At 39.7% G+C, this 23,414-nt stretch carries 20 protein-coding genes; 5 read left to right on the top strand and 15 right to left on the bottom strand.

The annotated features are described in order from the left end of the window. Positions 1 to 294: IS30 family transposase (locus tag G626_RS16450; RefSeq protein ID WP_027727141.1), on the top strand; the 294-nt coding region annotated here is incomplete at its 5' end. Between the two features lie 143 nt (positions 295 to 437). Further along, positions 438 to 1,226 carry a pyrroline-5-carboxylate reductase gene (gene proC / locus G626_RS0111240; RefSeq protein WP_022932887.1) on the top strand — a complete coding sequence of 263 codons (789 nt, stop codon included), beginning with the start codon at positions 438 to 440 and terminating at the stop codon, positions 1,224 to 1,226. Positions 1,227 to 1,286: 60 nt separating this feature from the next. Here proC and G626_RS0111235 read toward each other — a convergent pair whose 3' ends face one another. From G626_RS0111235 to G626_RS16445, 7 genes are all read right to left on the bottom strand, one after another. Next, positions 1,287 to 2,105: a YdcF family protein gene (locus tag G626_RS0111235; protein WP_022932886.1), complete on the bottom strand. Its 819-nt coding sequence runs from the start codon at positions 2,103 to 2,105 to the stop codon at positions 1,287 to 1,289. Positions 2,106 to 2,207: 102 nt separating this feature from the next. After that, on the bottom strand, positions 2,208 to 4,607 hold the full coding sequence (locus G626_RS0111230; protein ID WP_022932885.1) for an ATP-dependent RNA helicase: 2,400 nt from the start codon (positions 4,605 to 4,607) through the stop codon (positions 2,208 to 2,210). Positions 4,608 to 4,640: 33 nt separating this feature from the next. Continuing rightward, positions 4,641 to 5,960 carry a PP2C family protein-serine/threonine phosphatase gene (locus tag G626_RS0111225; RefSeq protein WP_022932884.1) on the bottom strand — a complete coding sequence of 440 codons (1,320 nt, stop codon included), beginning with the start codon at positions 5,958 to 5,960 and terminating at the stop codon, positions 4,641 to 4,643. A gap of 43 nt (positions 5,961 to 6,003) precedes the next feature. Next, positions 6,004 to 7,353: a DUF763 domain-containing protein gene (locus G626_RS0111220; RefSeq protein WP_022932883.1), complete on the bottom strand. Its 1,350-nt coding sequence runs from the start codon at positions 7,351 to 7,353 to the stop codon at positions 6,004 to 6,006. A gap of 28 nt (positions 7,354 to 7,381) precedes the next feature. Further along, positions 7,382 to 9,334, bottom strand: coding sequence for a GGDEF domain-containing protein (locus G626_RS0111215; RefSeq protein ID WP_231365115.1), 1,953 nt, complete (start codon positions 9,332 to 9,334; stop codon positions 7,382 to 7,384). A 175-nt stretch (positions 9,335 to 9,509) separates the two neighbouring features. Further along, the gene (locus tag G626_RS0111210; protein ID WP_022932881.1) at positions 9,510 to 10,553 is read right to left on the bottom strand and encodes a 3-deoxy-7-phosphoheptulonate synthase; all 1,044 of its coding nucleotides are present in this window, start codon (positions 10,551 to 10,553) and stop codon (positions 9,510 to 9,512) included. 22 nt (positions 10,554 to 10,575) lie between these two features. Continuing rightward, the gene (locus tag G626_RS16445) at positions 10,576 to 11,385 is read right to left on the bottom strand and encodes a prephenate dehydratase (RefSeq protein ID WP_022932880.1); all 810 of its coding nucleotides are present in this window, start codon (positions 11,383 to 11,385) and stop codon (positions 10,576 to 10,578) included. Between the two features lie 376 nt (positions 11,386 to 11,761). On the opposite strand from G626_RS16445, the gene G626_RS0111200 reads away from it, so the two are divergent. Next, the gene (locus tag G626_RS0111200) at positions 11,762 to 12,553 is read left to right on the top strand and encodes a tRNA threonylcarbamoyladenosine dehydratase (RefSeq protein WP_022932879.1); all 792 of its coding nucleotides are present in this window, start codon (positions 11,762 to 11,764) and stop codon (positions 12,551 to 12,553) included. An 88-nt stretch (positions 12,554 to 12,641) separates the two neighbouring features. Further along, the gene (locus tag G626_RS0111195; protein WP_022932878.1) at positions 12,642 to 14,039 is read left to right on the top strand and encodes a sodium-dependent transporter; all 1,398 of its coding nucleotides are present in this window, start codon (positions 12,642 to 12,644) and stop codon (positions 14,037 to 14,039) included. Positions 14,040 to 14,151: 112 nt separating this feature from the next. On the opposite strand, the gene G626_RS0111190 is transcribed toward G626_RS0111195, so the two are convergent. Further along, a complete protein-coding gene (locus tag G626_RS0111190; protein WP_022932877.1) occupies positions 14,152 to 17,007 on the bottom strand; it encodes a M16 family metallopeptidase in 2,856 nt (951 codons plus the stop codon). Positions 17,008 to 17,188: 181 nt separating this feature from the next. On the opposite strand from G626_RS0111190, the gene metF reads away from it, so the two are divergent. After that, entirely contained in the window at positions 17,189 to 18,094 is a 906-nt protein-coding gene (gene metF, locus G626_RS0111185; protein ID WP_022932876.1) for a methylenetetrahydrofolate reductase [NAD(P)H], read from the top strand. Here the strand turns inward: metF and G626_RS0111180 are convergent. From G626_RS0111180 to rpmH, 7 genes are all read right to left on the bottom strand, one after another. Continuing rightward, positions 18,078 to 19,118, bottom strand: coding sequence for a peptidylprolyl isomerase (locus G626_RS0111180; protein WP_022932875.1), 1,041 nt, complete (start codon positions 19,116 to 19,118; stop codon positions 18,078 to 18,080). The genes metF and G626_RS0111180 overlap by 17 nt on opposite strands. Before the next feature lie 11 nt (positions 19,119 to 19,129). After that, positions 19,130 to 19,948 (bottom strand): DUF6675 family protein, encoded by an 819-nt coding sequence (locus G626_RS0111175; RefSeq protein ID WP_022932874.1) that lies wholly within the window; start codon positions 19,946 to 19,948, stop codon positions 19,130 to 19,132. After that, positions 19,948 to 20,649 carry an RNA-binding cell elongation regulator Jag/EloR gene (gene jag, locus G626_RS0111170; RefSeq protein ID WP_022932873.1) on the bottom strand — a complete coding sequence of 234 codons (702 nt, stop codon included), beginning with the start codon at positions 20,647 to 20,649 and terminating at the stop codon, positions 19,948 to 19,950. The genes G626_RS0111175 and jag overlap by 1 nt, the downstream gene beginning before the upstream one ends. A 99-nt stretch (positions 20,650 to 20,748) precedes the next feature. Beyond that, positions 20,749 to 22,581: a membrane protein insertase YidC gene (gene yidC, locus G626_RS0111165; protein WP_022932872.1), complete on the bottom strand. Its 1,833-nt coding sequence runs from the start codon at positions 22,579 to 22,581 to the stop codon at positions 20,749 to 20,751. 41 nt (positions 22,582 to 22,622) lie between these two features. Next, positions 22,623 to 22,844 (bottom strand): membrane protein insertion efficiency factor YidD, encoded by a 222-nt coding sequence (gene yidD, locus G626_RS17965; protein ID WP_231365116.1) that lies wholly within the window; start codon positions 22,842 to 22,844, stop codon positions 22,623 to 22,625. A 40-nt stretch (positions 22,845 to 22,884) separates the two neighbouring features. Then, positions 22,885 to 23,247 (bottom strand): ribonuclease P protein component, encoded by a 363-nt coding sequence (rnpA, locus tag G626_RS0111160; protein ID WP_022932871.1) that lies wholly within the window; start codon positions 23,245 to 23,247, stop codon positions 22,885 to 22,887. 8 nt (positions 23,248 to 23,255) lie between these two features. Then, positions 23,256 to 23,411 (bottom strand): 50S ribosomal protein L34, encoded by a 156-nt coding sequence (gene rpmH, locus G626_RS0111155; RefSeq protein ID WP_022932870.1) that lies wholly within the window; start codon positions 23,409 to 23,411, stop codon positions 23,256 to 23,258. Between the last annotated feature and the right edge of the window lie 3 nt (positions 23,412 to 23,414).

The raw sequence follows: 23,414 nt of genomic DNA, 5'->3' as shown, positions 1-23,414 counted from the left end.
GGTTCAGAATTTATGGATTTCTCAGGAATTGAAAATTCTAAGGATGGAAGAAAAAGAACTTGTTTGTATTTTGCGCATCCTTATTGTGCAAGTGAGCGAGGAACTAATGAAAATCACAACAGGATATTCAGACGATTTTATCCAAAGGGAACAGATTTTTCTAAATTGAATCCAAAACTTTTTGCTGAAGTTCAGGAATGGATGAATAACTATCCGAGAAAAATCCTTAAAGGGTCAACTCCAGAATTGGAACTTCAAAAACATATAGGTATGAATTTTAAGATTCCAATATAAAAAAATATCACCAGTTTAAAGAAACTGGCGACATTATTATTTACAAGTTACAAGACAATAACAAAAAAATCATAATTCATCTTTTCTCGACACACCTTTAATAATGAGCTATATTAATTCAAAAGATTTAGCGAGGCGATATTATGAAAATCGGATGTATTGGAACAGGTGCAATGGGCGGCGCTATTATGCGTGCTGTTTGCAAAAAATATGATGTAAGCCAGATCAAGGTCACAGATAAAAATGTAGAAATGGGTAAGGCCTTTGCCGCAGAAACAGGTGCAGCTTTTGTTGAAAACAACACTGATGTACTCGACTGCGATTACGTTTTCCTTGCAGTAAAACCGCAGTTCCTTGGAGATGTGTTTGCAGAAATTGCCGGAAAGATTTCTAACAAAACCGTAGTAATTTCTATGGCTGCCGGTGTAAAAATCGAAAAACTCGAAAGCTGGGCACCTAAGGCCCGCTTTATCCGAATGATGCCTAATGTTTGTGCTCAGATTGGCGAAGCCATGACAGCCGTTACTTACAAGGACAATATTTCTGAAGCCGAAGCAAAAACTGCAATTGAAATTTTGAGCAGCGCCGGCCGCGTAGAAGTAGTTCCAGAAAAACTGATGGACTGCGTAACTGCTGTAAGCGGTTCTGGTCCTGCCTTTGTTTTCATGTTTATTGAAGCTTTGGCTGATGCTGCTGTTCGCTGCGGAATGCCAAGAACTCAGGCTTACACCTACGCTGCTCAGACAGTTTACGGTTCTGCAGGTATGGTTCTGGAAAGTGGAAAACATCCGGCCGCCCTAAAAGACATGGTATGCTCACCAGCCGGTACAACAATCGAAGGCGTCGCTGCCCTCGAAAAAAACAACTTCCGCAATGCAGTTATTGAAGCAGTTACTGCAGCCTGCGAACGTTCAATTGCACTTGGAAAGTAGATTGCCACGTCGCTCCGCTCCTCGCAATGACGTCATTGCGAGCCCGAAGGGCGAAGCAATCTATTGTAATCTAGAAGGCTTTCCTGTCAGCAGAATGCGAAGATTCAGTTTTACATAAGCACAGATTTCCCGCACATAGTTGTGGGGAACATAAATTGCAGGGCATCCCGCAGGGATGCCTTTTATATTTTTATAGCCCATTCTTCGGGCAAGCCTTTCTGCCCTGCGCAAATGAAAGCGGCTTGTTACTATAGCTGTTGGAGTCTGTAGAACTTCTCCAATACTTTGTCCCCTGAACTCGGCCAGCATTTTACAGCTGAACTGAAGATTTTGAATCGTATCCTTAGCCTGATCTTCTACCAAAATTCTTTCCGGCGCTATTCCCCTTTTTACAAGCTGATTTTTAAGCTCTGGTGCCTCCGGATAAGGAAGCCATTTAAGAGTTCCGCCTGTTACAACGCAAATAGCTTCCTGATTTTTGTTCAGATATTCAGCAGTTTTTTCTACTCTTGTTATTACCGATTCTGGCAGTCGTCCGTCCTTATCAATACCGCCGCCGAGAAGAATCACATTGTCTGCCTTATCTTCAATTCCAACAACAGCCGGATTCAAAATTAAAACCAGATTGATTATTGCAATTGTTCCACAAACAGAAACCAGACTAACGAACGTTATTTTAATCCAGCGCTTCCAGATTCTCCAGAAAGAGTGCCCTGTCTTAATTCTGTAGATTCCCAGAAAAATCAGATAGGCACCAAGTGCCAGCCAGATATGTGTAAAAGAAACTACAATATCAAGAAAGGTTCCCGGATTTATAAGTATAAGAATTGCGTCATAAGCAATACTGATGATGCCTAAAATAATTAAAATGATATTCATAAATAAATTCCTTTTCTAAAACATCGGTGGTTGAGTAGCCCGAAGGGCGTATCGAAACCACATTTATCGTCTCACACGGTGGTTTCGATACGATGCTCCGCATCACTCAACCACCGTATAATCCCAGTTATGCTTGGGATATCTACCCTTCATTTCCTTGCAGATTTCTACCCAGGCTCCTGTCCAGAAGTGTTCAAGATCTTCGGTTACCTGGAGTGGTCTACTGGCCGGAGAAAGCAGACGCAGCAAAACTTTCTTTCCACAGATTTGTGGTGTTGCAAAGCAGCCGAAAATACGCTGAATAATGATTTCTATAACCGGCCTTATTTCTGCCTGCTTTTCGTATTTTACTTTGACGCGGCGGCCGTTTTCAAGAGTCAGCATTTCCGGAGCCTGGCGGTCTATTTCTGCACCCTCAAGATACCAGTATAAAGCGTCATAAACAGTTGCCCCGTCCAGCGAATTTTTCCCCGCAAGAAAAGGTACCAGCCATTCTTCTACGCTTGTCTGGAGTTTTTCTTTCAGTTTTTCACCTGACCCTTTCTGCTGCTCAATAAACTCAGCTCTAAGCAATAGATTATTGATTTTATCATTCAAAGGAAGACATTCTATCCCTTTTTCCTCAATTTCTGTAACCCAGGCCCGGCCATAATCTCCTTCGGAAAGAGGGATTTTCTTAGATGAAAGAATGATTTCTCCAAAGCATTTCTCTTCAAATTTCTGCAAAGTCCCTTGAGTAAATGAGCATTTTTCGCGAATTTCGCAGTGTTTTTCAAGAAATTCAGCGATTTTTGCCTCATCAAGCTCGACTAAATCAAAAATTACCGCTTCTTTATTTCCTGCCATAACCTCCGGAGCAACCAGCCATAAAGGCGCCCTTTTGTTATAGAGCTTTGCCTGTCTGCCTCCTGCAAACTTATATTCCGCAGGGTCCACGCCCACTTCACTCATACGCTTTGCAAGCCTGTCCGGATATCCGCATAAAATCAAAAAATCCGGTCTTTCACTTTTTTTATAGCCGCTTGCAGCAAGACGCCTTTCCAGATCAGCAATAAAGCGCTTCTGCAATTCCACAGAGGAACGCGAATAAGAACTGAATTGTATTAATAATCTGCGCCCCTCATCTCCGAGTTTACCGCTCGCCGAATCAAAATCAGCCAGTGCAATTCCCGCCAGTCTTGGATGCAGACCAAGAGTCAATGCCGCCTTTCCTTTGTCAGTAATATGCCCATCAGCCTTCAGCATTCCAAGTTGACGCAGCAATGCCGCACTTTCTGTCCATGCAGCAGCAGAAGGCTTATCCAGCCAGTCAATTCCATCCAGAGAATAAACGCCACGCTCGCTGCATTCCAGAACAAGAGGCACAAGGTCTGCACGAAGAATTTCAGGATCAAGTTCTTTTACCCTCGGATCATGCTGGTCCCAGAGGCGGATGCAGGTTCCCTCGCAAAGTCTGCCTGCCCGCCCCTTACGCTGTTCAGCTGAAAATTCACATTCCCTTTCTGTAGAAAGCTTTTCCATTCCGCTGTTAATATCCAGCCGGTTTATACGGGCAAGGCCGCTGTCTATTACAATTGAAACTCCGGGAACAGTAAGCGATGTCTCTGCAATTGCTGAAGAAAGAATTACCCGCCGCTTCGGCGACGGAGCAAGAACTTTTTTCTGTTCCTCTAAAGAAATGGAAGAATGCAAAATGCATAATTCCAGATCACTATTTGAGTCATTGCCAAAGAGGCCGCTCGCTTCAAGCTCTTCCTGAGCCCTTCTGATATCTGCAATGCCGGGAAGAAAAACAAGAATATTTCCGGCTTGCTTATTCCCGGTGGTTGAGTAGGCCGAAGGCCGTATCGAAACCACATCAGACCTCAAGACCTCTTTAATCAAGGTCACCAAAGATTTCTCCGGTTCATACACCACCTTCACCGGAAAGAGTCTGCCTGGCACCTTAAACACTGGCACATCGACAGGTGGTTTCGATACGGACTCTGTCCTACTCAACCACCATACAAGCTTCCCCGTATCAATAGTCGCCGACATCACAATAACAAAAAGGTCATCCCTCAGCTGCATGGCTTCTTTCAAAAAAGCAAGCGCTAAATCCGTATTCACCGAGCGCTCATGAAACTCATCCAGCACCACCAGATTATAATCTTCCAGTGCCGGGTCATTCTGCAGCTGCCTTACAAGAATCGCCTCTGTAACAACTTCAAGCCTTGTATCACGGGTTACATGCTTTTCCAGATGAATCTTATAACCAACCTCATCAGCCTTTCCTCCGCACTCCCCGGACCATAGTTCGCTTACTCTGTTTGCTACCCCTAGAACCGCAAGCCTTCTTGGCTCAGTCATCAAAATCTTTCCAGAAAATTTCTGCAGTAAAGCCAGCGGCAAAACAGTAGATTTACCGGCTGCAGTTTCCGCAGTTAAAATCAAAAAACGGGAAGGAGATTTTTTTAAGGTATCACAAATGTCATCAAGGTATGGGATAATTGGAAAGTCCATTTTTCTTTTTTTACTTCTTTAATTTTCTATTGATTATTTTTTCAAAACAATAATAGTAATGTCATCATTCTGCTCACGATTTTTACAGAATGAATAAATATCATTTGCAATAAAACTAACCTGTTCAGCAGCTGCTTTATCAATATTTGCTTCTACAGCTTCAAGCAGGCGTTCCTTGCCATAGTATTCTTCATTTTCATCTTGTATATCAATTACACCATCAGAATAAAGAATCAGCTCATCGCCTTCATCAAAATCAAAATACAGAGATTCATAAAAAACAGGAAAATCTGCAATTCCAATTACACCGACAGATCTTTTTCCAAGCTCAATAAACTCGCACTTACCAGTACTTTTTTTATACAATATTGGAGCCGGATGTCCTGCATCTACAAGCTCAAACTTATCTTCATAAAGACGAACAAGAATACCGGTAAGATAATTTTGAATCTCGCCCTTTTCCTCAATTACTCTGTCGTTAATTCTATCCAGAATTTCCCAAAGCTCAAGCTTACTCTTTTTATAAAACTCCTGATGGATGATATTTTTCACCAGCATTGTAACCAGACCGGAAGAAATACCATGACCTGAAACATCAAAAATTCCAAGGCCATCCAGCTTCTCGCCGGTTTTGTAAAAATCATAAAGGTCACCAGAAACTCCAACCATAGGACGACTGAAATATGCAACCTCGTATTTTTTGATATTATCAACTTCCTGGCGGAAAAAACTCTGCTGAATTACAGCTGCCATTTTAATTTCATTTTCAAGAGTTTCATTATGGCGCTGAAGATAATATTCAATTCTGTAAACAACGCGGGTATAAATCAAAATTACAAAAATGATAATAAATACAGTAATGGAAATATTCATACAGCGTATACCGAAAATTGTACGAGGCGAAATTGCGGCATGAGCTTCTATATTTCTGCAGGAAAAGTAAATATATGTAATAGAACTTACAATAGTTACCGGCAGCGCATATTTCTTTTTGTTTTCAAAAATAATAAAAGGCAAAAGTCCCAGCAGCAGAATGAAAGAATGGAAGCTGGAGTAAGAGCCCAGAAAATAATCTGCCAGTACCTGATGAAACACAATTTCAACAAAGGCCAGCATATAAGGCAGAATATAAGATTTAAGACGGGGAATTAAAAAAAGAATAAAAAGAAAAACACTTATGCTCACAAAGTTGTAAACAAACATCTGCTTTACATTTATCGCATAGAAAAAAATACAAATTAAAACATGATAAACGAGTGAACAGATTGTTACAAAAAGCGAAACGAGTCTCGCCCGCTCATAAGAGGAGGTTAAACGATTTAATCCTTTATCAATTTTATTCTTAAATCCCATCAAATAATTATATAATGCTTTTTAGATTTTGCACAATATTATTTTAAACTGTTTTTCCATCCCATTCAGCAGAATGTTCGCGTTCGTATTTAATTGCCGCATCAAAATCAACTTCAGGGGCACAATTACGTTCCACATTCAAAGCAGCCATATGCAGCCTTCTGATACAATCAGATTTGTCCTTATAACCAAGCTTAGATTTTTCTATACTGTCCCTGAGTACACGAATTGATTCATCATAAATCTTAAGCGGTACCGGGAAAGGATGCCCGTCTTTTCCGCCATGTGCAAAGCTGAAGCGGGCCGGGTCTGTAAAACGACTTGGCGTTCCATAAATCACTTCGCTCACAAGGGCCAGAGACTGCAGGGTTCTTGGTCCCAGTCCTGGAGTGAGCATGAGGCTTTCAAAGTCCTCCGGCTGATTTTCGTAAGCCGTAGCTAACACTCCTCCAAGTCTCTTTAAATCAACATCCTGTTCGCGCACCTCATGATGAGCCGGCATAATTATTGAGCGGCCTTTCTCCTCCACTTCCACCTGATTAACAAGTTCCGGAAACAATTCTCCTTGAATAAATCTGTCATCCTCGGGCTTGACCCGGGGATCCTTTTCAAAAGATTGTCTGGTCGAGCCAGACAATGACACATTGGCTCCACCCTGCAGCAAAATCATTTCGCTTGCCGGCTTTCCAATCTGTACAATTTCCCTCAGCATGCGTTCAGGTTCTTCCCTGCTCATTTCCAGAATAGAGTTGCGGGCCTCCCGGGCTTCCACATCAGTGAGGTTCAAAATCTTTCCACGATTATCTCCAACAACGCCACTGTGAGGTTCTTCAACAAAGGAACGTAAGTTAGTTGAACACCAGTGATAGCGGCGGGCTTTTCTTTCGTCTGTATTCATTCCCTGCTGAACAACAGCCCAGTTTCCGCTTCTGGTTAAAATAAAATTATGCTGATATAACTGAAAGCCATCTTGAACAGCATTATTATCTACCTTGGCAACAAGTTTACTGTTTCGAACAAGTTCATCGCCCTTAAGGCCCTCGCGGCCTGCAATGTCCATAAGTTCATCCGGAGTCATACGGGAATATTTTCCACGTCCACCGCAAACATAAATACCGAGCTCCTTTGCCCTAGGATTCAACCCCCGCTTAAGCGCATACATTACACTCGTTGTAATACCAGAGCTGTGCCAGTCCATCCCCATCACCGCCCCAAAAGACTGAAACCACAGAGGATCGCTCAAACGCACAAGCACTTCATCCGGCCCAAAATTTTCTACCAAAGATTCAGTGATAAGTGTACCCAAAACCATCATACGGTCAGCAAGCCAGCGGGGAACTGTTCCCGTATGAAGAGGTAAATCTGCATGTCCGCTATTTCTTATTCCAGCCATTTTCCCAAACCCGCCTCCATTATATCGCTTAAGCTTGAGATTTCAGATTCTTTTTATTCTTGTACATTTCTTTGTCTGCACGCTCAAATATCTCAGAAACCGTCTGGTCCTTTTCGGGATTATATTCTGATATTCCTGAAGCAACAATTATTCCGTTTTCAGCCTTAGAATTTTCGCGAACCTGACTTTGTAATTTTTCCATAAGTTCATGCCTTGCTTCATAATCGTTTCCTTTAAGGAATATTACAAACTCATCGCCGCCCACTCTGAACACAGGGCTGTGAACGAAAATATTACATAAAAGATGTGAAGAGGCTCTAAGGTATTCATCTCCTGCGGCATGGCCTTTTGTATCATTTATTTGCTTAAGATTGTTTGTATCACATACAATTATTGCGAAGGCCAGATTTGAAATGTGATTTTCAATGTATCCCTGAATTGATTCTTCAAGTTCCTTATAGGCGGTCTTATTTTTTACACCAGTGAGTTCATCCCGTCTTGCCAGTTCCTTTTCGGTTTTAAGCTCCTTAAGATGCTGTTTTTCTCTTTCAATTTCTTCATCAACATTTTCAATACCAATGATAAAATGACTTCCGTCACTGCTTTTTCTTACCGTCATTCTGGTATATTGAGCCTTTCCGGTTACAATCATCCGGTAAATAATGCTGTTGTCTTTGTGAGTTTCCATTGTGGAAATCATGTTATCTTTATTTACGAATTCTAACAGCTTATCACGATCCTGTTCATGAATCATTTGAGAAATGTTTGTAATTGATTCCTTATAAAAATCATCTCCGGAACTATTGATTTCCAGATTTCCATAAGTATCGTTAGTCTGATAGCATACATAAGAAGAATCTGAAATATTTATGTAGTAGATTACGTCATAGATAGAAGCCAGGCTTTCGGCAATCTGACCAAAGGTAATAGTCTGCTTCTGATTTTCCTTCTGCTTTTTTTCAGCCTTGAGTTCATCATCTATATCTTTTTCATAGAAAATAAGATACTGGCCGTTACTTTCCCGCATTACAGTAAAGAGGAAAAATCTTGGTTCCTCGTTTATCATAACTCTATATTTAAAAGAAAAAGAACGTCTTCCTTCAAGATTCTTCAGCATTGTTTCTTTGTTATAAAAATCCTTTGCATATTCCCAGTCATCTGGGTAGATACAGTCTTCAATGCTTGCCTGAGCCTCTTTAAAGAAATCTTTGCCGGTCGCCACCGCATTCAATGTCATATATTTCTGGCTTTTTGAAAAGGTCAGATATTCGTTTGTTTCTATGTCTATGTAGAAGATGGCTTCATAATCTTCCGCCATTGCAGAGGCGATATGATCATGTATTTCTTTTTCTTTCTTTTCATCTACTTCTACAAAGGTATGAATCAGACATACACCAACCATAAGACCTATTGCATAAGAAGGGAAAAAGGCAAAGAAAATCTGAAGGGTAAGAAAAACGCCAAGAACAATACTTGTTACAGCTACTGCTATATATCTGATTTTTTTCTGTCCGGCAGTTTTATGCGCAATGAAAAACATGTAAGTGGAAATTATGATATAGAACAAAATCTGAAGGAAGAAAGAAATATTCCGTCCTGTTTCTCCAATGTATTCATGTGCATCAGTATAGGCAAACATAAAGTGGAAAAAACGGTTGAGTATGAGACAGATTACGCCAACTGCAAACATTATCCATACTCCATAAATCAGAATAATGCTGCGGCGGCCACTCTTGTCAATATATGCGACAAGGTAGCAAGTCCAGGTTAGCATAGTCAGAAGCATTAACAAAAAATAAAAGACTGTTAAAGAGTATATGAATGGAAAAAGTCCTGCTATATCACGATGTTCATAAAAAAGTCCCCAAACCATATCCACAAGAAAGTAGCAGTTTGCGGCAAGAAGGAATCTGTTATACAGAACATGTACTTTTCCCTGCTTATCCTGATTCTTTGTACTAAATCCGTACTTCTTAAGCATTTCCCAGTTAAGTATAAAATTAACAAGGAGAAATGCCGCCGGGATCATTGAGTATAGCATTTGGGGAAAAACCTCCATTATTTTATTCCAATCTTTTATTTATTTTTTCTTTGCTCATGCCTCTTTTTTAAATATATATTCTATATGATTATAACATAATCCTTAAAATTTTTCATTATATCTTCTCTGCGATATCGTAAATCAAACGTTCAGTCTTTTCCCAGCCAAGACAAGGGTCGGTAATTGATTTTCCGTACACGCCTTCCCCGATTTTCTGGCAGCCATCTTCGATATAGCTTTCAATCATAAAGCCTTTCACCAGCTTTGCTACACGGTCGCTGTGGCGGCAGGAATTGAGGACATCCATTATGATGCGTGGCTGCTCAAAAGGATTTTTATTTGAGTTTGAGTGATTTGTATCGATGATAACAGCAGGGTTTTTGAGTTCACGGGCGTCGTAGGCATCACAGAGGCGGACAAGATCCTCATAATGATAGTTCTGCTGGTGGCTTCCGTGTTTGTCTGTTGAACCGCGGAGAATTGCATGGCAGTGAATGTTACCTTCTGAATGAACTTCCCAGCCGCGGTAAATAAAGGTATGAGGGTGCTGGGCCGCAAGAATTGCATTCATCATAACAGCGTAATCGCCGCTGGTCGGGTTTTTCATTCCAACAGGAACTTCGATTCCGCTGGCAGTGAGACGGTGCTGCTGGTCTTCAACAGAGCGGGCTCCAACTGCAACATAACCGAGCACATCATCCAGATACTGATAGTTTTCCGGATAAAGCATTTCGTCTGCAAAGATAAAGCCGGTTTCTTCAACTGCGCGCATATGCATGTGACGGCAGGCAACAATTCCCTTGTAAAGGTCAGGCTTTGCATTTGGGTCCGGCTGATGGAGCATTCCCTTATAACCTTCGCCGGTGGTTCGCGGCTTGTTTGTATAAATGCGCGGTACCATGAGAATCTTGTCCTTTACTTTTTCCTGTACAGGCACAAGGCGGTTCATATAATCAATAACAGCTTCTTCATTATCTGCCGAGCATGGCCCGATTATCAAAAGCAGCTTATTGAGACGGCCTTCAAAAACCGCCCTCAGCTCCGCACGCTTTTCTTCTACAATTTTTCCAACCTTTCCCTTAAGAGGATTCTGTTCCTTTACCTCTGCGGGTATTGCAAGTCTTCTCTCAAATTCCATATTCATTTCTGCTACCTCCATAGTGTAAACCTTCTTGTTTATCTTAGAATCTTCCTAAAACTTTTAATTTGCTGCAGCGATATTCCATTTCGGAAATCATCTGCTTATAGGCATCGGTTCCAAATTCGCCTTCTGCCTCGATGTAAAAATAATAAGACCAGGCCAGTCCCTTAAGCGGGCGGCTGTGAATTACGCTCATGTTGTAACCAAATTCACCAAGCTTATTCAAAACCTTTACCAGAGCCCCGGCTTCATTCTTTACTGCAAACATCAGAATAAATGTTCCTCCATCAGAACCGGTATTTACCTTGGCACCTTCTTCACGAGAAAGAATTGCAAAGCGGGTGGAATTATCCTGATAACCGTTTACACCTTTTTCAAGAACTTCTAGTCCATATAAAGCAGCTGTTTCTTCGCTGGCAATTGCAGCCACGCCAACATCACCAAGCTCCGCAACCATCTTAGCCGCCCTTGCAGTATTCACCGCTTCCTCAACAGCATAGCCGTGAGCTGTAATAAAATCTCCGCTCTGCTCCAGTGCCTGCGGGTGACTTATTACCTTACGAACGGTAGTTAGGCTTGCTCCCTTTACTCCCAGAAGATTCTGCATAACGTTCAGGGTATAAACTCCATTTACAAAGAGCCCGCCCTGAAACATCAGATCTGTAACCTGGCCAACTTCACCGGCATAAGAATTCTCAATTGGAAGAACGGCGTAATCACATTCTCCTTTTTCAACTGCTTCATAAGCCGAACGGAAATCTCCATACGACATAAGTTCCTCTGCCGGGAAAATCCGCTTTGCCGCAATATGAGCGAAAGCACCTTCAATTCCGCTGTATGCAATTTTCAATCAAAACCTCCGTTTGCAAAAAAAAAAGCGGTTCTACCGAAAAGATAGAACCGCTTTTTGTATCAGCTGTATTTTCTACATTCTATGCTTTTCGTACGACGCATCTATTGCCAAAAAAGTAAAAGGCAAAAAAATGAGAAAAAAGCAAATGTAAAAAATGTAATTCCAAAAATCATTAGATTAATACTATCGAATTCGATTTTTAAAATCAAGTGTTTTTATAAATAGAAACAAAAAATTATATCACTGGAAAAAATAGACCGTATATGATTTTTCTTTGCCTTTTGTGATATACTAAGAATATATTAAACTTGCTCTCTGTATTTTTGAATGCTGCCTTTGCTTTCAAAACCGCTAAGACCTCATAAGGATTTTAATGAATACGAATCAATTTGCCAGAACCAGACTGATATTCGGAAAAGACAATATGGAAAAACTCTACCAGGCCAGAGTAATTGTATTTGGAATTGGTGGAGTTGGCAGTTATGTTGTCGAATCTCTTGTTCGTTCAGGAATCGGTGCAATTGATATTGTTGATGATGATAAGATTTGTCTTACAAACCTCAACCGTCAGCTTTATGCACTCCATTCAACAATAGGAAAAGATAAAGTTGATGTTGCAGAAGAACGTATTCACGATATCAATCCGGACTGCAAGGTAACTAAATGGAAGACCTTTTATATGCCCGACACTGCCGGTCAGTTTGATTTTTCCCAATATGATTATATCGTTGATTGTATTGATACAGTTACCGGAAAGCTTGAAATCATAAGCCGTGCTAAGGCAATTAAAAAGCCGGTCATCAGCTGCATGGGAGCTGGAAATAAAGTCGATCCCACAAAACTCAAAGTTGCAGATATAACCCGTACTTCGGTTTGCCCTCTCGCCCGGGTTATGAGAAACGAACTTAAAAAACGACATATTAAACGCCTCAAGGTTGTTTTTTCCACTGAAACAGCAATAGCTCCCCAAGCCCCTGAAGCAGACTCTGCCTCCCCTGATGATTTTAAAGATACTTCCGGTATTACCCCTGCCCGTCAGGGAATTTCCAAAAAACAGACTCCAGGAAGCAATGCCTTTGTTCCTTCTGTTGCTGGAATGATTATAGCCGCAGAAGTTGTAAAAGACCTTACACAGTTCCACGTAACAGATTTATTCAAAGAATAGATTTTAGCCAATTCTAAATTATAATGACGCTCTATCCTTTTTATGTTAAAATAAATTTTGATAAAAAAAATTTTTAGAGGTATCATTTATGGAAAATGAAACAAAACAGCGTAACTCGTTTACAAGTTCAATCGGGTTCGTTCTGGCAGCTGCAGGTTCTGCCGTTGGATTAGGAAACATCTGGCGCTTCCCTTATCTTGCAGCAAAAGATGGCGGAGGACTTTTCCTCGTAGTTTATCTCGCTCTTGCAATCACATTTGGTTTTGCACTTCTTATTACAGAAATTGCAATTGGTCGTAAGACTCAGGAAAGCCCTCTTACTGCATACAAAAAAATTAACAGTAAATGGGGCTTCCTCGGAATCTTCTCTTTCGTTGTACCATTCATCATTTATCCTTACTATTGTGTAATCGGTGGCTGGGTAATGAAGTACATGTTCTGTTATCTTGCCTTCCAGGGTCAGGTTGCAGTTGCAGACGGATTCTTTACAGGCTTTATCACTTCACAGTGGCAGCCAATTTTCTATACAGTTCTTTTTGCAATCCTTTGTTTCATTATTGTTTACAAGGGAGTTGAGCACGGAATTGAACGCTATTCAAAAATCCTTATGCCTATTCTTGTTGTAATCGTAGTATTCATCGCATTCTATGCTTTGTTCATCAGCCATACAGATGAAAACGGTGTTACACGCACTGGTCTACAGGGTGCTGCAGTTTACTTCATCCCTAACTTCGAAGGACTTACTTTCAAGGGATTTCTTACAGTTTGTCTCGATGCAATGGGTCAGCTCTTCTACTCACTCTCAATTGCTATGGGTATTATGATTGCTTACGGTTCATACATGAAGAAGGACGTAAACCTCAACAAATCTGTAAACCAGATTGAAATCTTCGATACAGGTATTGCTCTTCTCGCTGGTATGATGATTATTCCTGCCGTATTTGCTTTCTCAGGAAAAGAAGGAATGTCTGCAGGTCCAGGCCTTATGTTCATCACACTTCCAAAGGTTTTCAATTCTCTCGGAAAGTTCGGTGAGTTCATTGGTCTTATCTTCTTCGTAATGGTATTGTTCGCTGCCCTTACTTCTGCCGTTTCAATCCTCGAAGCAATCACATCTTCTATGATGGATAAGTTCAAGTGGAGCCGCAAGAAGTCAACTCTTATTATGGCTTGCAGCACTTTTGTTGTTTCAGTTATCGTTTGTCTTGGTTACAACGTATTCTACTTCGACCTCAAACTTCCAAACGGTAGTATCGGTCAGATTCTCGACATTCTCGACTACGCAAGTAACAACATTCTTATGCCAATCGTTGGTCTCCTTACCTGTATTCTTATTGGCTGGGTTGCTAAGCCAAAAACTACAATCGATGAAATCACCCTTAACGGTGAACACTTTGTTCGCAAGGGTCTTTACATTGCAATGATTAAGTTCGTTGCTCCAATCCTCCTCTTCATCATTCTTTTGAAGGGTATTGGAATTATTTAATTGATATGGTGGTTGAGTAGCCACGTAGTGGCGTATCGAAACCACCTTACCTTTAAGATTAACTGGTGGTTTCGATATACCTGCCCTGCAGGCACTCAACCACCAGTTTTTTTTATTTTTCTGGCTTCAAGTAACCAGTCACAACTTTATTTGTGTCCATATATTTGTTAGCTGCTTCTACAAGTGCTTCTTTTGTAATCCAGTCATTTACCCGGCCTGTGTCTTTTGTAAACCACAAAGGCTCGTAAGTAAAGATAATTTCTGTACCGAATCTATTCATCCACCAGTAATTATTTCTTACCGAAGTTTCTATAGTTCTTGTATAAGTTTCCTTAAGCTTCTGAATAAGTTCATCAGAAATATTTCCCTTCTGAATATCCTTTACTGTTTCAAGTACAGCAGCCTGAAGCTCTTCTTCACGTGCAGGTTCACAGCCAAAATCAATATAAACCTTATAGAAACGCTCTGGCCAGCCATCAATATAAGCTCCTGTACTAACACCATAAGAACCGCCTTTATCTTCACGGATAACCTCACGCAAACGGATGTCCAGCAAAGATGCCAGCTGATCTATTATTTTGCTTTCCTTAAAGCTTATTTCTATATCCTTACATTCTGGAAGTTCTCCACCAAAACACATGTAAACTTCACCTTTCTGATCAATTCCCTTTTTAATAGTTTCTGTTTTACTTGTCTTAGGGAATGGGAAGTAAACATATTTTGTCTCTTCCTTTTCATCATTTGTCTTAAGAGTTCCAAGATAATAAGCACACAAATCAACAAGCTCTTTTTCGTTAAAATCACCAACAAAAACAAATGTAAAATCAGCAGGATTTCCAAAACGCTGGCGGTAAACCCGCTCAGCTGTTACTGGATTCATTTTATTAATGTAATCCATATTCCACGGTGCATAATAAAGAGTTTTACCATACAACATTTCATTTATCTTATCATTGAAAACTCGTCCAGGCTGAACCCCGTAATTTTCTGCAACCTGCTTATACAGATTTATAAGAGTTGCCCATCCTTCTTCTGTAAACTGTGGTTTTGCAAATGCAATATTTATAAACTGCAGAGTTTCTTCCAGATTTGATTTATTTGCACTTCCGTAGAAACATTCATCTGTATTATTAATTTCAAAGCCAACATTTAAGTTCAACTGTGCTGCAATTTTCTGAAACTGACTCAGTGTCTTACCGTTAACGCCTGAATATAAAGCATATTCTGTTGCGATTTTGGCAGAAGGTATTTCTTCTTCCTTTTGCTGATAGTATCCTCCCTTGCTTCCGCCATAAACAACAATCGAATCCTTCTGGAAATCTGTTTTTTTAGTAAGTATCTTTACGCCATTTTCAAAAGTGTATTGAGTTCCACCCAACTCTTTTATTGCCTTCTTTTCAGTAATCTTTGCTTTATTTGCCGGCTTCTGCATTAACTGATTATCACCAGTATCGTCTACATATGCCTGTTTAGCAGCTTCACTTTCATAATTTTTCCAGGTATTAAGTATTTCTTTATCAGAAGGAATTTCTACAGACTCAGGAACAAGAATCATCATAAGTGTTCCACGGCCAGCCATTACTTTTTTAGCAGTTTCAAGAACTTCCTCTGCAGTTATCTGATTTATGATTTCTGTTGCAATCTTCAGATTATCTTCTTCAGAAATATAAACTCTTCCGGTAAGGAAATGATTCACAATGTTGTCTGCATAGTTCGCAGAAGCATGCTTGTCTTTATTTGCATAACTCTGCTGAATATTCTGCAGAGTAGCCTGTTTTAATCTTGCAAGTTCAGATTCAGTTACTCCGTGAGTCATGAAGCGTTCATATTCATCAAGAAGAGCTTTGTAAGCATCCATGAAACTTCCAGTCTTAGGGAAGAACTGCATATAATAATCAATATCATTATTTGTAAGTCCAAAGCTTCCCATTCCGGCAGCAAGCCATAAAGCATCCGGTTTATTAGCTAATTCCTGACATCTCTGATTAAACACCATACTTGCTAAACTAAGTGCATATTCCTGGCGAAGCTGTTCTACAGTTGTTATTGGAGTCGTATCTTTTCCCTGCTGGAATACATAAGCTTCAACAATCTGAAGTTCCTTATCACGAATTATTTCAATTTTCTTTTGTGTCTGGAAAGGAACCTTAAACTGTGGTGACTTTGTTTGTTTTTCAGAAGCAGGAATAGTTCCCATTACTTCTTTGATTGCAATTTCAAGAGTGCTGGCTTTAATATCACCAACAGCCACAACAGACATCAGTTCCGGTCTATACCATTTTTTATAAAAATCAATGATTCGCTCACGTGGAATTGTTTTGATTATATCCATATCTCCAATTGGAATTCTTTCCTCAAAACGTGAATCCTTAAGCAAAAGAGCAACTTCTTTATCAGAAATACGTCCCTGAACTCCCTGAGTACGCAGTCTCCATTCCTCAACAATTACACCGCGTTCCTTTTCAATTTCCTCGGCATTAAAGCTTACAGCACAAGCCCAGTCATGAAGAACCATAAGACTTTTCTTTAAAATTTCAGGATCATCAGCCGGAAGCTCAAGCATATAAACAGTCTGTTCAAAATTTGTGTAAGCATTTACTTCCGGACCAAACTGCATACCAATTGATTCAAAATAATCAACAATAGCAGACTTTTCAAAGTGTTCTGTTCCATTGAAACAAAGATGCTCTACAAAATGAGCAACGCCTTTCTGGTCATCTTCTTCCATGCAGGAACCGGCTTTTACAACAAGTCGCAGCTGAATGCGGTTTTTAGGCTCACCGTTTTCACGAATAAAATATGACATTCCATTGTCAAGTTTTCCCTCTTTAATTGAGGAATCCATGACAAGCTGATTTCCACTGCTTTTGCTTTGAACCTTAGATGTTGAACATCCGGTTATCACAAGCGCAGAAGCCACAAATGCTGTTACAGCTAATGTAACAATCAAACTTTTTAGTTTTTTCATTTGAATCTCCTAAATCTTTTATTTAGACAAATTATAAAGATAATGTCATTTTAAATTAACCTTTCGAAAGAAAAATAACCAAAGTTATCATACTTTTTTAGAGGCCATTTCGAACAAAACGAAGCACCCCTGAACCTATACTTCTCTTTTTTATCGTTTCTTTATATAATAACAATCGTATATGATAAACGAAACAGCTTTCAAACAAAAAACAATTTTCTCTTTTGAGGTATTCCCTCCAAAAAAGACCATGCCAATCGACACAATTTTTTCTACACTCGATGAGCTTAAAGGTCTACAGCCGGATTTTATTTCCGTTACCTTCGGAGCCGGTGGAAGCGAAAACTGTAATAATTCAGTAGAAATTGCAAAACATATTAAAGATGTCTGTGGTGTTGAATCCGTAATTCACATGCCGGCCCTTAATATGACTAAAAATGATGCTCAGTATGTTCTTGAGCAATTTCAGCAGGCTGGAATCGATAATATTCTCGCTCTTCGCGGAGACAAGGTTGAAGGAAAAGAACCTGCAAACGAATTTCTTCATGCAAGCGACTTAATTTCTTTTATTAAAGATTTTGATTCTAAACGTACAGACGGCAAGCAATTCAAGATTTTCGGTGCCTGCTATCCTGAACTCCATCCTCAGTCTAAAGATGTTTTTGAAGATATTGATTACCTGAAAAAGAAAGTTGATGCCGGTGCAAGCCACCTGCTCTCTCAGCTCTTTTTTGATAATGACCAGTTCTACCGCTTTTTGGAGCGCTGTCAGATAAAAGGAATTAATGTACCGGTTGAAGCAGGAATCATGCCTGCAACTAACAAGAAATCTATTGAAAGAATGGTAAGCATGACAAACGCCGTGCTTCCGAAAAAATTTACAGATATGATGGAACGCTACGGAGATCACCCGGATGCAATCCGTGACGCTGGTATTGCCTACGCCATAGACCAGATTGTTGACCTGGTAACTCACGGCGTTTCAGGTATTCACCTTTACACAATGAATAACCCTCTTGTGGCTCGCAAGATTTACGAAGCCACAAAGAGTCTTTTCGACGTTTCGCCGCTTATTTTACGAGCTTAACATCAAAACAGATGTAAGAATCACCAGGGATTCCTGCCTGTGGAACACCATAACTTCCATAAGCGAGCTCTGGTGGAATTACCATCTTACGTGTTTCACCGTATTTCATTTCCTGAACCATTGCATCAAAACCTGGAATCATCTGTCCTCCAGCAGTAGTGAAATCAAGTGGTTCATGACCCTGAGGATGGAATTCTTTTGATGCATCAAAAATCTGACCATCTGGAAGATATCCCTTATATTCAACAGTTACCTTCTTTCCTTTACCACAAACCGGGCCAGAACCCTGCTTGAGAATCTTATAATAAGTACCATTACTTGCCTTTTCACAGCCTTCAATTACCTTTGCAATTGTTTTCTTCTGGTGCTCTTCCTTAAATGCAGCGGCCTTTTTAGCGCCTTCTGCCTTAAGTTCATCAAAGCTTTTCTGAGTTACCTTAAATGCTTCTGCATCCTTACCCTGGCGTACAATTGTCAAAGACTTAATTGAATCACCCTGAGCAACCTTGTTTACAACATCCTGTCCTTCAAGAACTTCACCAAAAATTGTGTGCTTGTAGTTAAGCCAGTCTGTTGGAACGTGTGTAATAAAGAACTGACTTCCGTTGGTATTAGCACCAGAGTTTGCCATAGCAAGCTTACCAGGCTTATCAAAAATATAACCGTCAACAAATTCATCAGCAAACTTGTATCCAGGACCACCAGTTCCATTACCCTGTGGGTCACCACCCTGAATCATAAAATCAGAAATTACACGGTGAAATTTCAATCCGTCATAAAATGGTTTTCCCTTTGCTGCATCCAGAGTTCCCTCTGCAAGACCAACAAAGTTTGCAACTGTCATTGGTGTTTCTTTATAAAAAAGATTAAGAACGATTGTTCCCTTTTCTGTTTCAAGTACGGCAAATACACCTTCTTTTCCTTTCAATGCTTCCACATTTGTCTCCTTAGAACCTTTGGCACTACAAGATGCTAATGCAGTCATTGCCAAAAGTCCTGCAATTATAGTTTTTTTAAGTTTCATTTTATTACCTCTTAGAATTGAGTTTTAAACCAGACCTGAACTGCATTCATTCTTGCGAACATAGAATCTGCAATCTGGCCTTTAATTCCTGGAAATTTTATACTGTCTACATCTGTATTCAGATAAAGCAATATATCCTGACCACAATCAACTACAAGAATATTTATTATCATCTTACCCTTGTAAATTGCTTTAAATGGTCCAACTCCCATTTTGTCCATGATGTAATGATTACACCAGAGTGTATCTTCATTCTGACGATAAGAAAGTCTATAAGTATTAACACCAAAACTGTTATCATCCTGTAAACAGTAAGATATCTGACCATCAGCATTTCCTGTATTCTGATCTTCTATCCTTGTCTTATCCTCTGGTCCTGCAATCATGTATGTTTTTTTGTATAAAACACACTCTTTCTTTTTTGTAGTGGAATAATATTTCATTCCCTGCATTTTAGAAATAGAGCGTACAACATGTGCAACGTCAGAAATAGTTATCTCTGTCTTTGATGAATTACTTTCTCTCAGAATCTCTTTCTTATCAATAAGATAAAGTCCTTCAAATGTGTAAGGAAAATTTTTCGGATTCTTTTGAATAAGTGTTTCTGCAAGCTTGTCACTAAATTCAGAATCAGGTATCAGCATAAATCCTTCAGAAGGATTTTCGCCGTATTTTACTACCTGTCCGTTTTTTACAAGCTCGTCATAATACTTAGGCTCTACAATTTCCTTAACCTTAGTGTTTTCCCTGGCAAAGCAAGAGCCGCCAAGCAAAACACCGGCAGTAAATACACAAGTTATTTTTCTAACTAACGTTAGTTTGTTTGTCATTAGCGAATTCCTTTATAAAGAACACGAACCTGTTTGAATACTCCCTCACCTTCACTCTTTGTTTCAACATCAGGAATGTCATTTAAGGTTGTATGGATAAGGCGGCGCTCAAAAGGATTCATAGGCTCAAGCAAAATTGAATTATGTGAAAGGCGAACCTTATCTGCAGTTGTATATGCAAGGCGAACAAGTGTTTCCTCGCGACGGATTCTATAGTTTTCTGTATCGAGAATTACGCGAACTTCTTCGTGTCCAAGACGGCCTGCATAGATATTTGCAAGAAGCTGAAGAGCATCAAGATTCTTTCCCTTACGACCAATAAGAATTGAAGAGTAAGAAGAATCAAGACGGATTCCAAGCTTGCGTTCTTCGCGGTAAGAAACTTCCACCTTTACATCGTAACCCATTTTTTCAATTACATTCTGAATGAATTCAATAAGTTTCTGTTCAAATTCACCCTGTGGAAGTGGATCTGCAACAAGGCGAGAGTGCTTTTCTTCAGAAGCAGATCCTGCCCAGCTTGCATTACCTTCATTATCATCAAGAGTATGAACTCTGATTTTTACATATCCTTTTTTAAAAATTGAGTTTTTCTGTGTTTCAAGAATCTCAACATCAAACTGATCTCTTTCAAGACCAAGTTCATTTACAGCCATTTCAATGGCTTCTTTTTCAGTTTTTCCCTCAAACTCGTAAGTCATTTTATTTATCTCCTATAATAGTCATCATTACATGTGGTTTCGATACGGTTTCACCTACTCAACCACCGGTGATTGAGTAGCCCGAAGGGCGTATCGAAATCACTTTTTCTTTCCTTTAGCTTTTGGTGGCAGTGTCTTCTGCTCTTTAGTCTTAAAACCACCTTCCTTTTCAGCTCTCTTTTCCTTCATCATCTTATTGATAATAAGCTGCTGGAAAATCTGCAGAACATTACTTGTAAGCCAGTACAAAAGAAGTCCGGCCGGTGCATTATAGAACATAAAGAAGAACATTAAAGGCATACCGTACATCATAAACTTCATTGTTGCCTGACTCTGTCCTGGTGCTGTTGTTTGACCATACTGTGTTATCTTACCAGATAACAACTGAGTAGCCACATAGATTACAGGTAAAAGTCTTAACTGGTTACCAATTAAAGGAATGTTGAAATTGAAAGTTTTTACAACATCACCTGTTGAAAGGTCTGGAATCCAGCCAGGAATAAACATAGCTCCACGGAACTCAAAGTAATTATTAAAGAGGTTATACATTGCAAAGAGTACGAGGAACTGGAAGAGCATAGGAAGACATCCGCTTGCAGGGTTATAACCAGCCTGCTGATAAAGCTTTGAAGTTTCCTGCTGAAGTTTCTGCTGATCATTCTTGTATTTGTCCTGAAGAGCCTTAAGCTTTGGCTGAAGATCCTGCATCTTAAGAGAGCTCATAGACTGCTTTTTAGAAATTGGGAACATAATAACCTTAAGGATGATTGTCATTATGATGATTGAAACACCCCAGTTATGAATCAGCTTATTGAGCCATTCAAGTACAAACTTTAAGATTTTCTCGAGCCAGTTAAGCCAGCCGCTTGTCTGTAAAGCCTGTGTTACTTTTTTACCGCCAATATTCCAGCCGTTGTTTTCTGCAATGTTATAACGCTTAAGATCCTTATCGTTACGTGGACCAAAATACATATAGTATGTATCAGAAATATCTGAACCAGAGAATGCATTGCGGACAATCAAAGCCTGGGCATTTGCATAATTATTAATTTCTACATTAGAAGAATACCAGCCTGTATTGATTTTTTCCGGTGCAGAAGGAATTACAAGTTCAACAAAGTATTTTCCGGCAATACCACTCCAGATAAAATCTTTGTCATATTCCTTGAACTGACCGTTGCTAAGCATAATCTTCTTATACTTCTGACCGTTGTAAGCAATAAACTCACGGCGTTCATAACGGTTTTTCTTTGGATCATAATGTGGACCAATCTGTGGAGAAGTTCTGATTGTATAAGCTGTTCCTCCAATATCAAGGCCATTTGAATCTGCTGTATGAACAAGAACATCAAGCTTGAAAACATATTCACCTTCCATAAAGGTATAAACCTTACGAAGTGTTGTTTTCTTACCGCTTACATTCATTGTCTTTGTAAATGTGATTGATTTTTCGTCTGTTTCTGTATTGAAGATTTCATCAACAATTTTTGCATCTGCACCGCCAAAAGCAATAGCACAGGTTCTGTTTTTACTGTTTACATTGTCAGATATCTGTACAAAGTCATTTGTATCCATATCCTTATGGTCGAGCAGTTTATAACTGATGATGTCTCCACCTTTGTTTGTAAATACAGCTTCAACTTTATCAGTTCTGATTGTGTATTTCTGTTCTGTAAGTGCAGGCTGTTCATCTTCAGCCTCACCTTCTTCTGCAGATTCATCTGCATCAGCAAATACTGCTGCATTTTCTTCTATACCAGAAAGATCAAGCTCCTGTGGCTCTGCACTTTCTGTCTGCTCAGTCTGATTTTGTACATTCTTGTTTCCAAGGCCCATCATATTAAGACCAGGGAAAAACTTTGGCAAAATCAGATATGATGCAATTATTACAAGTGTTGAAAGGACAATTGCCCATATCGTATTCTTATCCAATTTTTTTACTCCTTAAATATAAGACCGTAAACTACCGTTCATTAGGGAACAGGGTCGTAACCGCCTTCGTGAAATGGATTGCATTTGAGAACTCGTTTGATTGAAAGTAAAAGACCCTTACCAGGTCCGTATTTTTGGATTGCCTCAAGCGCATATGCAGAACAAGTGGGAGTAAATCTGCATGTAGGCCCGTGCAATGGAGAAATACAAATTTGATAAGCACGGATTAATAAACAGAAAAACTTTGTGAAAAATTTTCTAATGGCTGCGAATGAGACTTCTGCCAGTTTTTTCAACATAGCCTTATTCCTGAATTAATCCTGCCTTTTGACACAATAAACGAATTTGATCACATCGCGAGTGGAACGAATCATTTCCGGGATATATTAAGAATAACATGTCATACCCGGTGTTCAGATGTGATTTTAGTAATCGATAGACTTCACGGCTGTACCTTTTTGATAAGTTCCGTTCAACAGCGTTACCGTAGCCGCGCATTAAAGGAAAACCAACACGGTTCATTCCCAGGCCATTTTCCAGAAAGAAAAGTTTAGCGCCCGGAATACTTATCTTTTTTCCGTCTTTAAACAGCTTTTTAAAATCAGCGGGATTCTTTATCCGCTCTTCACGTTTAAAAAATCCCGTTTTTATCAAGTCTGTTTCCATCCCTAAAATTAGTACTTCTTCTTTTCGTCAGAAACTGAGAGCTTTGCGCGTCCCTTAGCACGTCTGCGAGCAAGTACCTTACGTCCGCCCTTTGTTGCCATGCGAGCTCTGAAACCGAATTTTCTGTTGCGCTTAACTTTACTTGGTTGATATGTTCTTTTCATAGA

This window comes from Treponema bryantii NK4A124 (assembly GCF_000421345.1).
GTDB lineage: Bacteria > Spirochaetota > Spirochaetia > Treponematales > Treponemataceae > Treponema_D > Treponema_D bryantii_B.
This window is presented reverse-complemented; position numbering and strand designations above follow the sequence as displayed.

What these genes read in the sequence shown, in the direction of transcription:
- G626_RS0111225 (WP_022932884.1), bottom strand. Translation starts at nt 5,960, where the DNA reads ATGGGATTTAAGAATAAAATTGATAAAGGATTAAATCGTTTAACCTCC.
- G626_RS0111230 (WP_022932885.1), bottom strand. Translation starts at nt 4,607, where the DNA reads ATGGACTTTCCAATTATCCCATACCTTGATGACATTTGTGATACCTTA.
- G626_RS0111180 (WP_022932875.1), bottom strand. Translation starts at nt 19,118, where the DNA reads ATGAAACTTAAAAAAACTATAATTGCAGGACTTTTGGCAATGACTGCA.
- G626_RS0111190 (WP_022932877.1), bottom strand. Translation starts at nt 17,007, where the DNA reads ATGAAAAAACTAAAAAGTTTGATTGTTACATTAGCTGTAACAGCATTT.
- G626_RS0111235 (WP_022932886.1), bottom strand. Translation starts at nt 2,105, where the DNA reads ATGAATATCATTTTAATTATTTTAGGCATCATCAGTATTGCTTATGAC.
- rnpA (WP_022932871.1), bottom strand. Translation starts at nt 23,247, where the DNA reads ATGGAAACAGACTTGATAAAAACGGGATTTTTTAAACGTGAAGAGCGG.
- G626_RS0111175 (WP_022932874.1), bottom strand. Translation starts at nt 19,948, where the DNA reads ATGACAAACAAACTAACGTTAGTTAGAAAAATAACTTGTGTATTTACT.
- metF (WP_022932876.1), top strand. Translation starts at nt 17,189, where the DNA reads ATGATAAACGAAACAGCTTTCAAACAAAAAACAATTTTCTCTTTTGAG.
- proC (WP_022932887.1), top strand. Translation starts at nt 438, where the DNA reads ATGAAAATCGGATGTATTGGAACAGGTGCAATGGGCGGCGCTATTATG.
- jag (WP_022932873.1), bottom strand. Translation starts at nt 20,649, where the DNA reads ATGACTTACGAGTTTGAGGGAAAAACTGAAAAAGAAGCCATTGAAATG.
- G626_RS0111195 (WP_022932878.1), top strand. Translation starts at nt 12,642, where the DNA reads ATGGAAAATGAAACAAAACAGCGTAACTCGTTTACAAGTTCAATCGGG.
- G626_RS0111220 (WP_022932883.1), bottom strand. Translation starts at nt 7,353, where the DNA reads ATGGCTGGAATAAGAAATAGCGGACATGCAGATTTACCTCTTCATACG.
- G626_RS0111200 (WP_022932879.1), top strand. Translation starts at nt 11,762, where the DNA reads ATGAATACGAATCAATTTGCCAGAACCAGACTGATATTCGGAAAAGAC.
- rpmH (WP_022932870.1), bottom strand. Translation starts at nt 23,411, where the DNA reads ATGAAAAGAACATATCAACCAAGTAAAGTTAAGCGCAACAGAAAATTC.
- G626_RS0111210 (WP_022932881.1), bottom strand. Translation starts at nt 10,553, where the DNA reads ATGGAGGTAGCAGAAATGAATATGGAATTTGAGAGAAGACTTGCAATA.
- G626_RS0111215 (WP_231365115.1), bottom strand. Translation starts at nt 9,334, where the DNA reads ATGCTTAAGAAGTACGGATTTAGTACAAAGAATCAGGATAAGCAGGGA.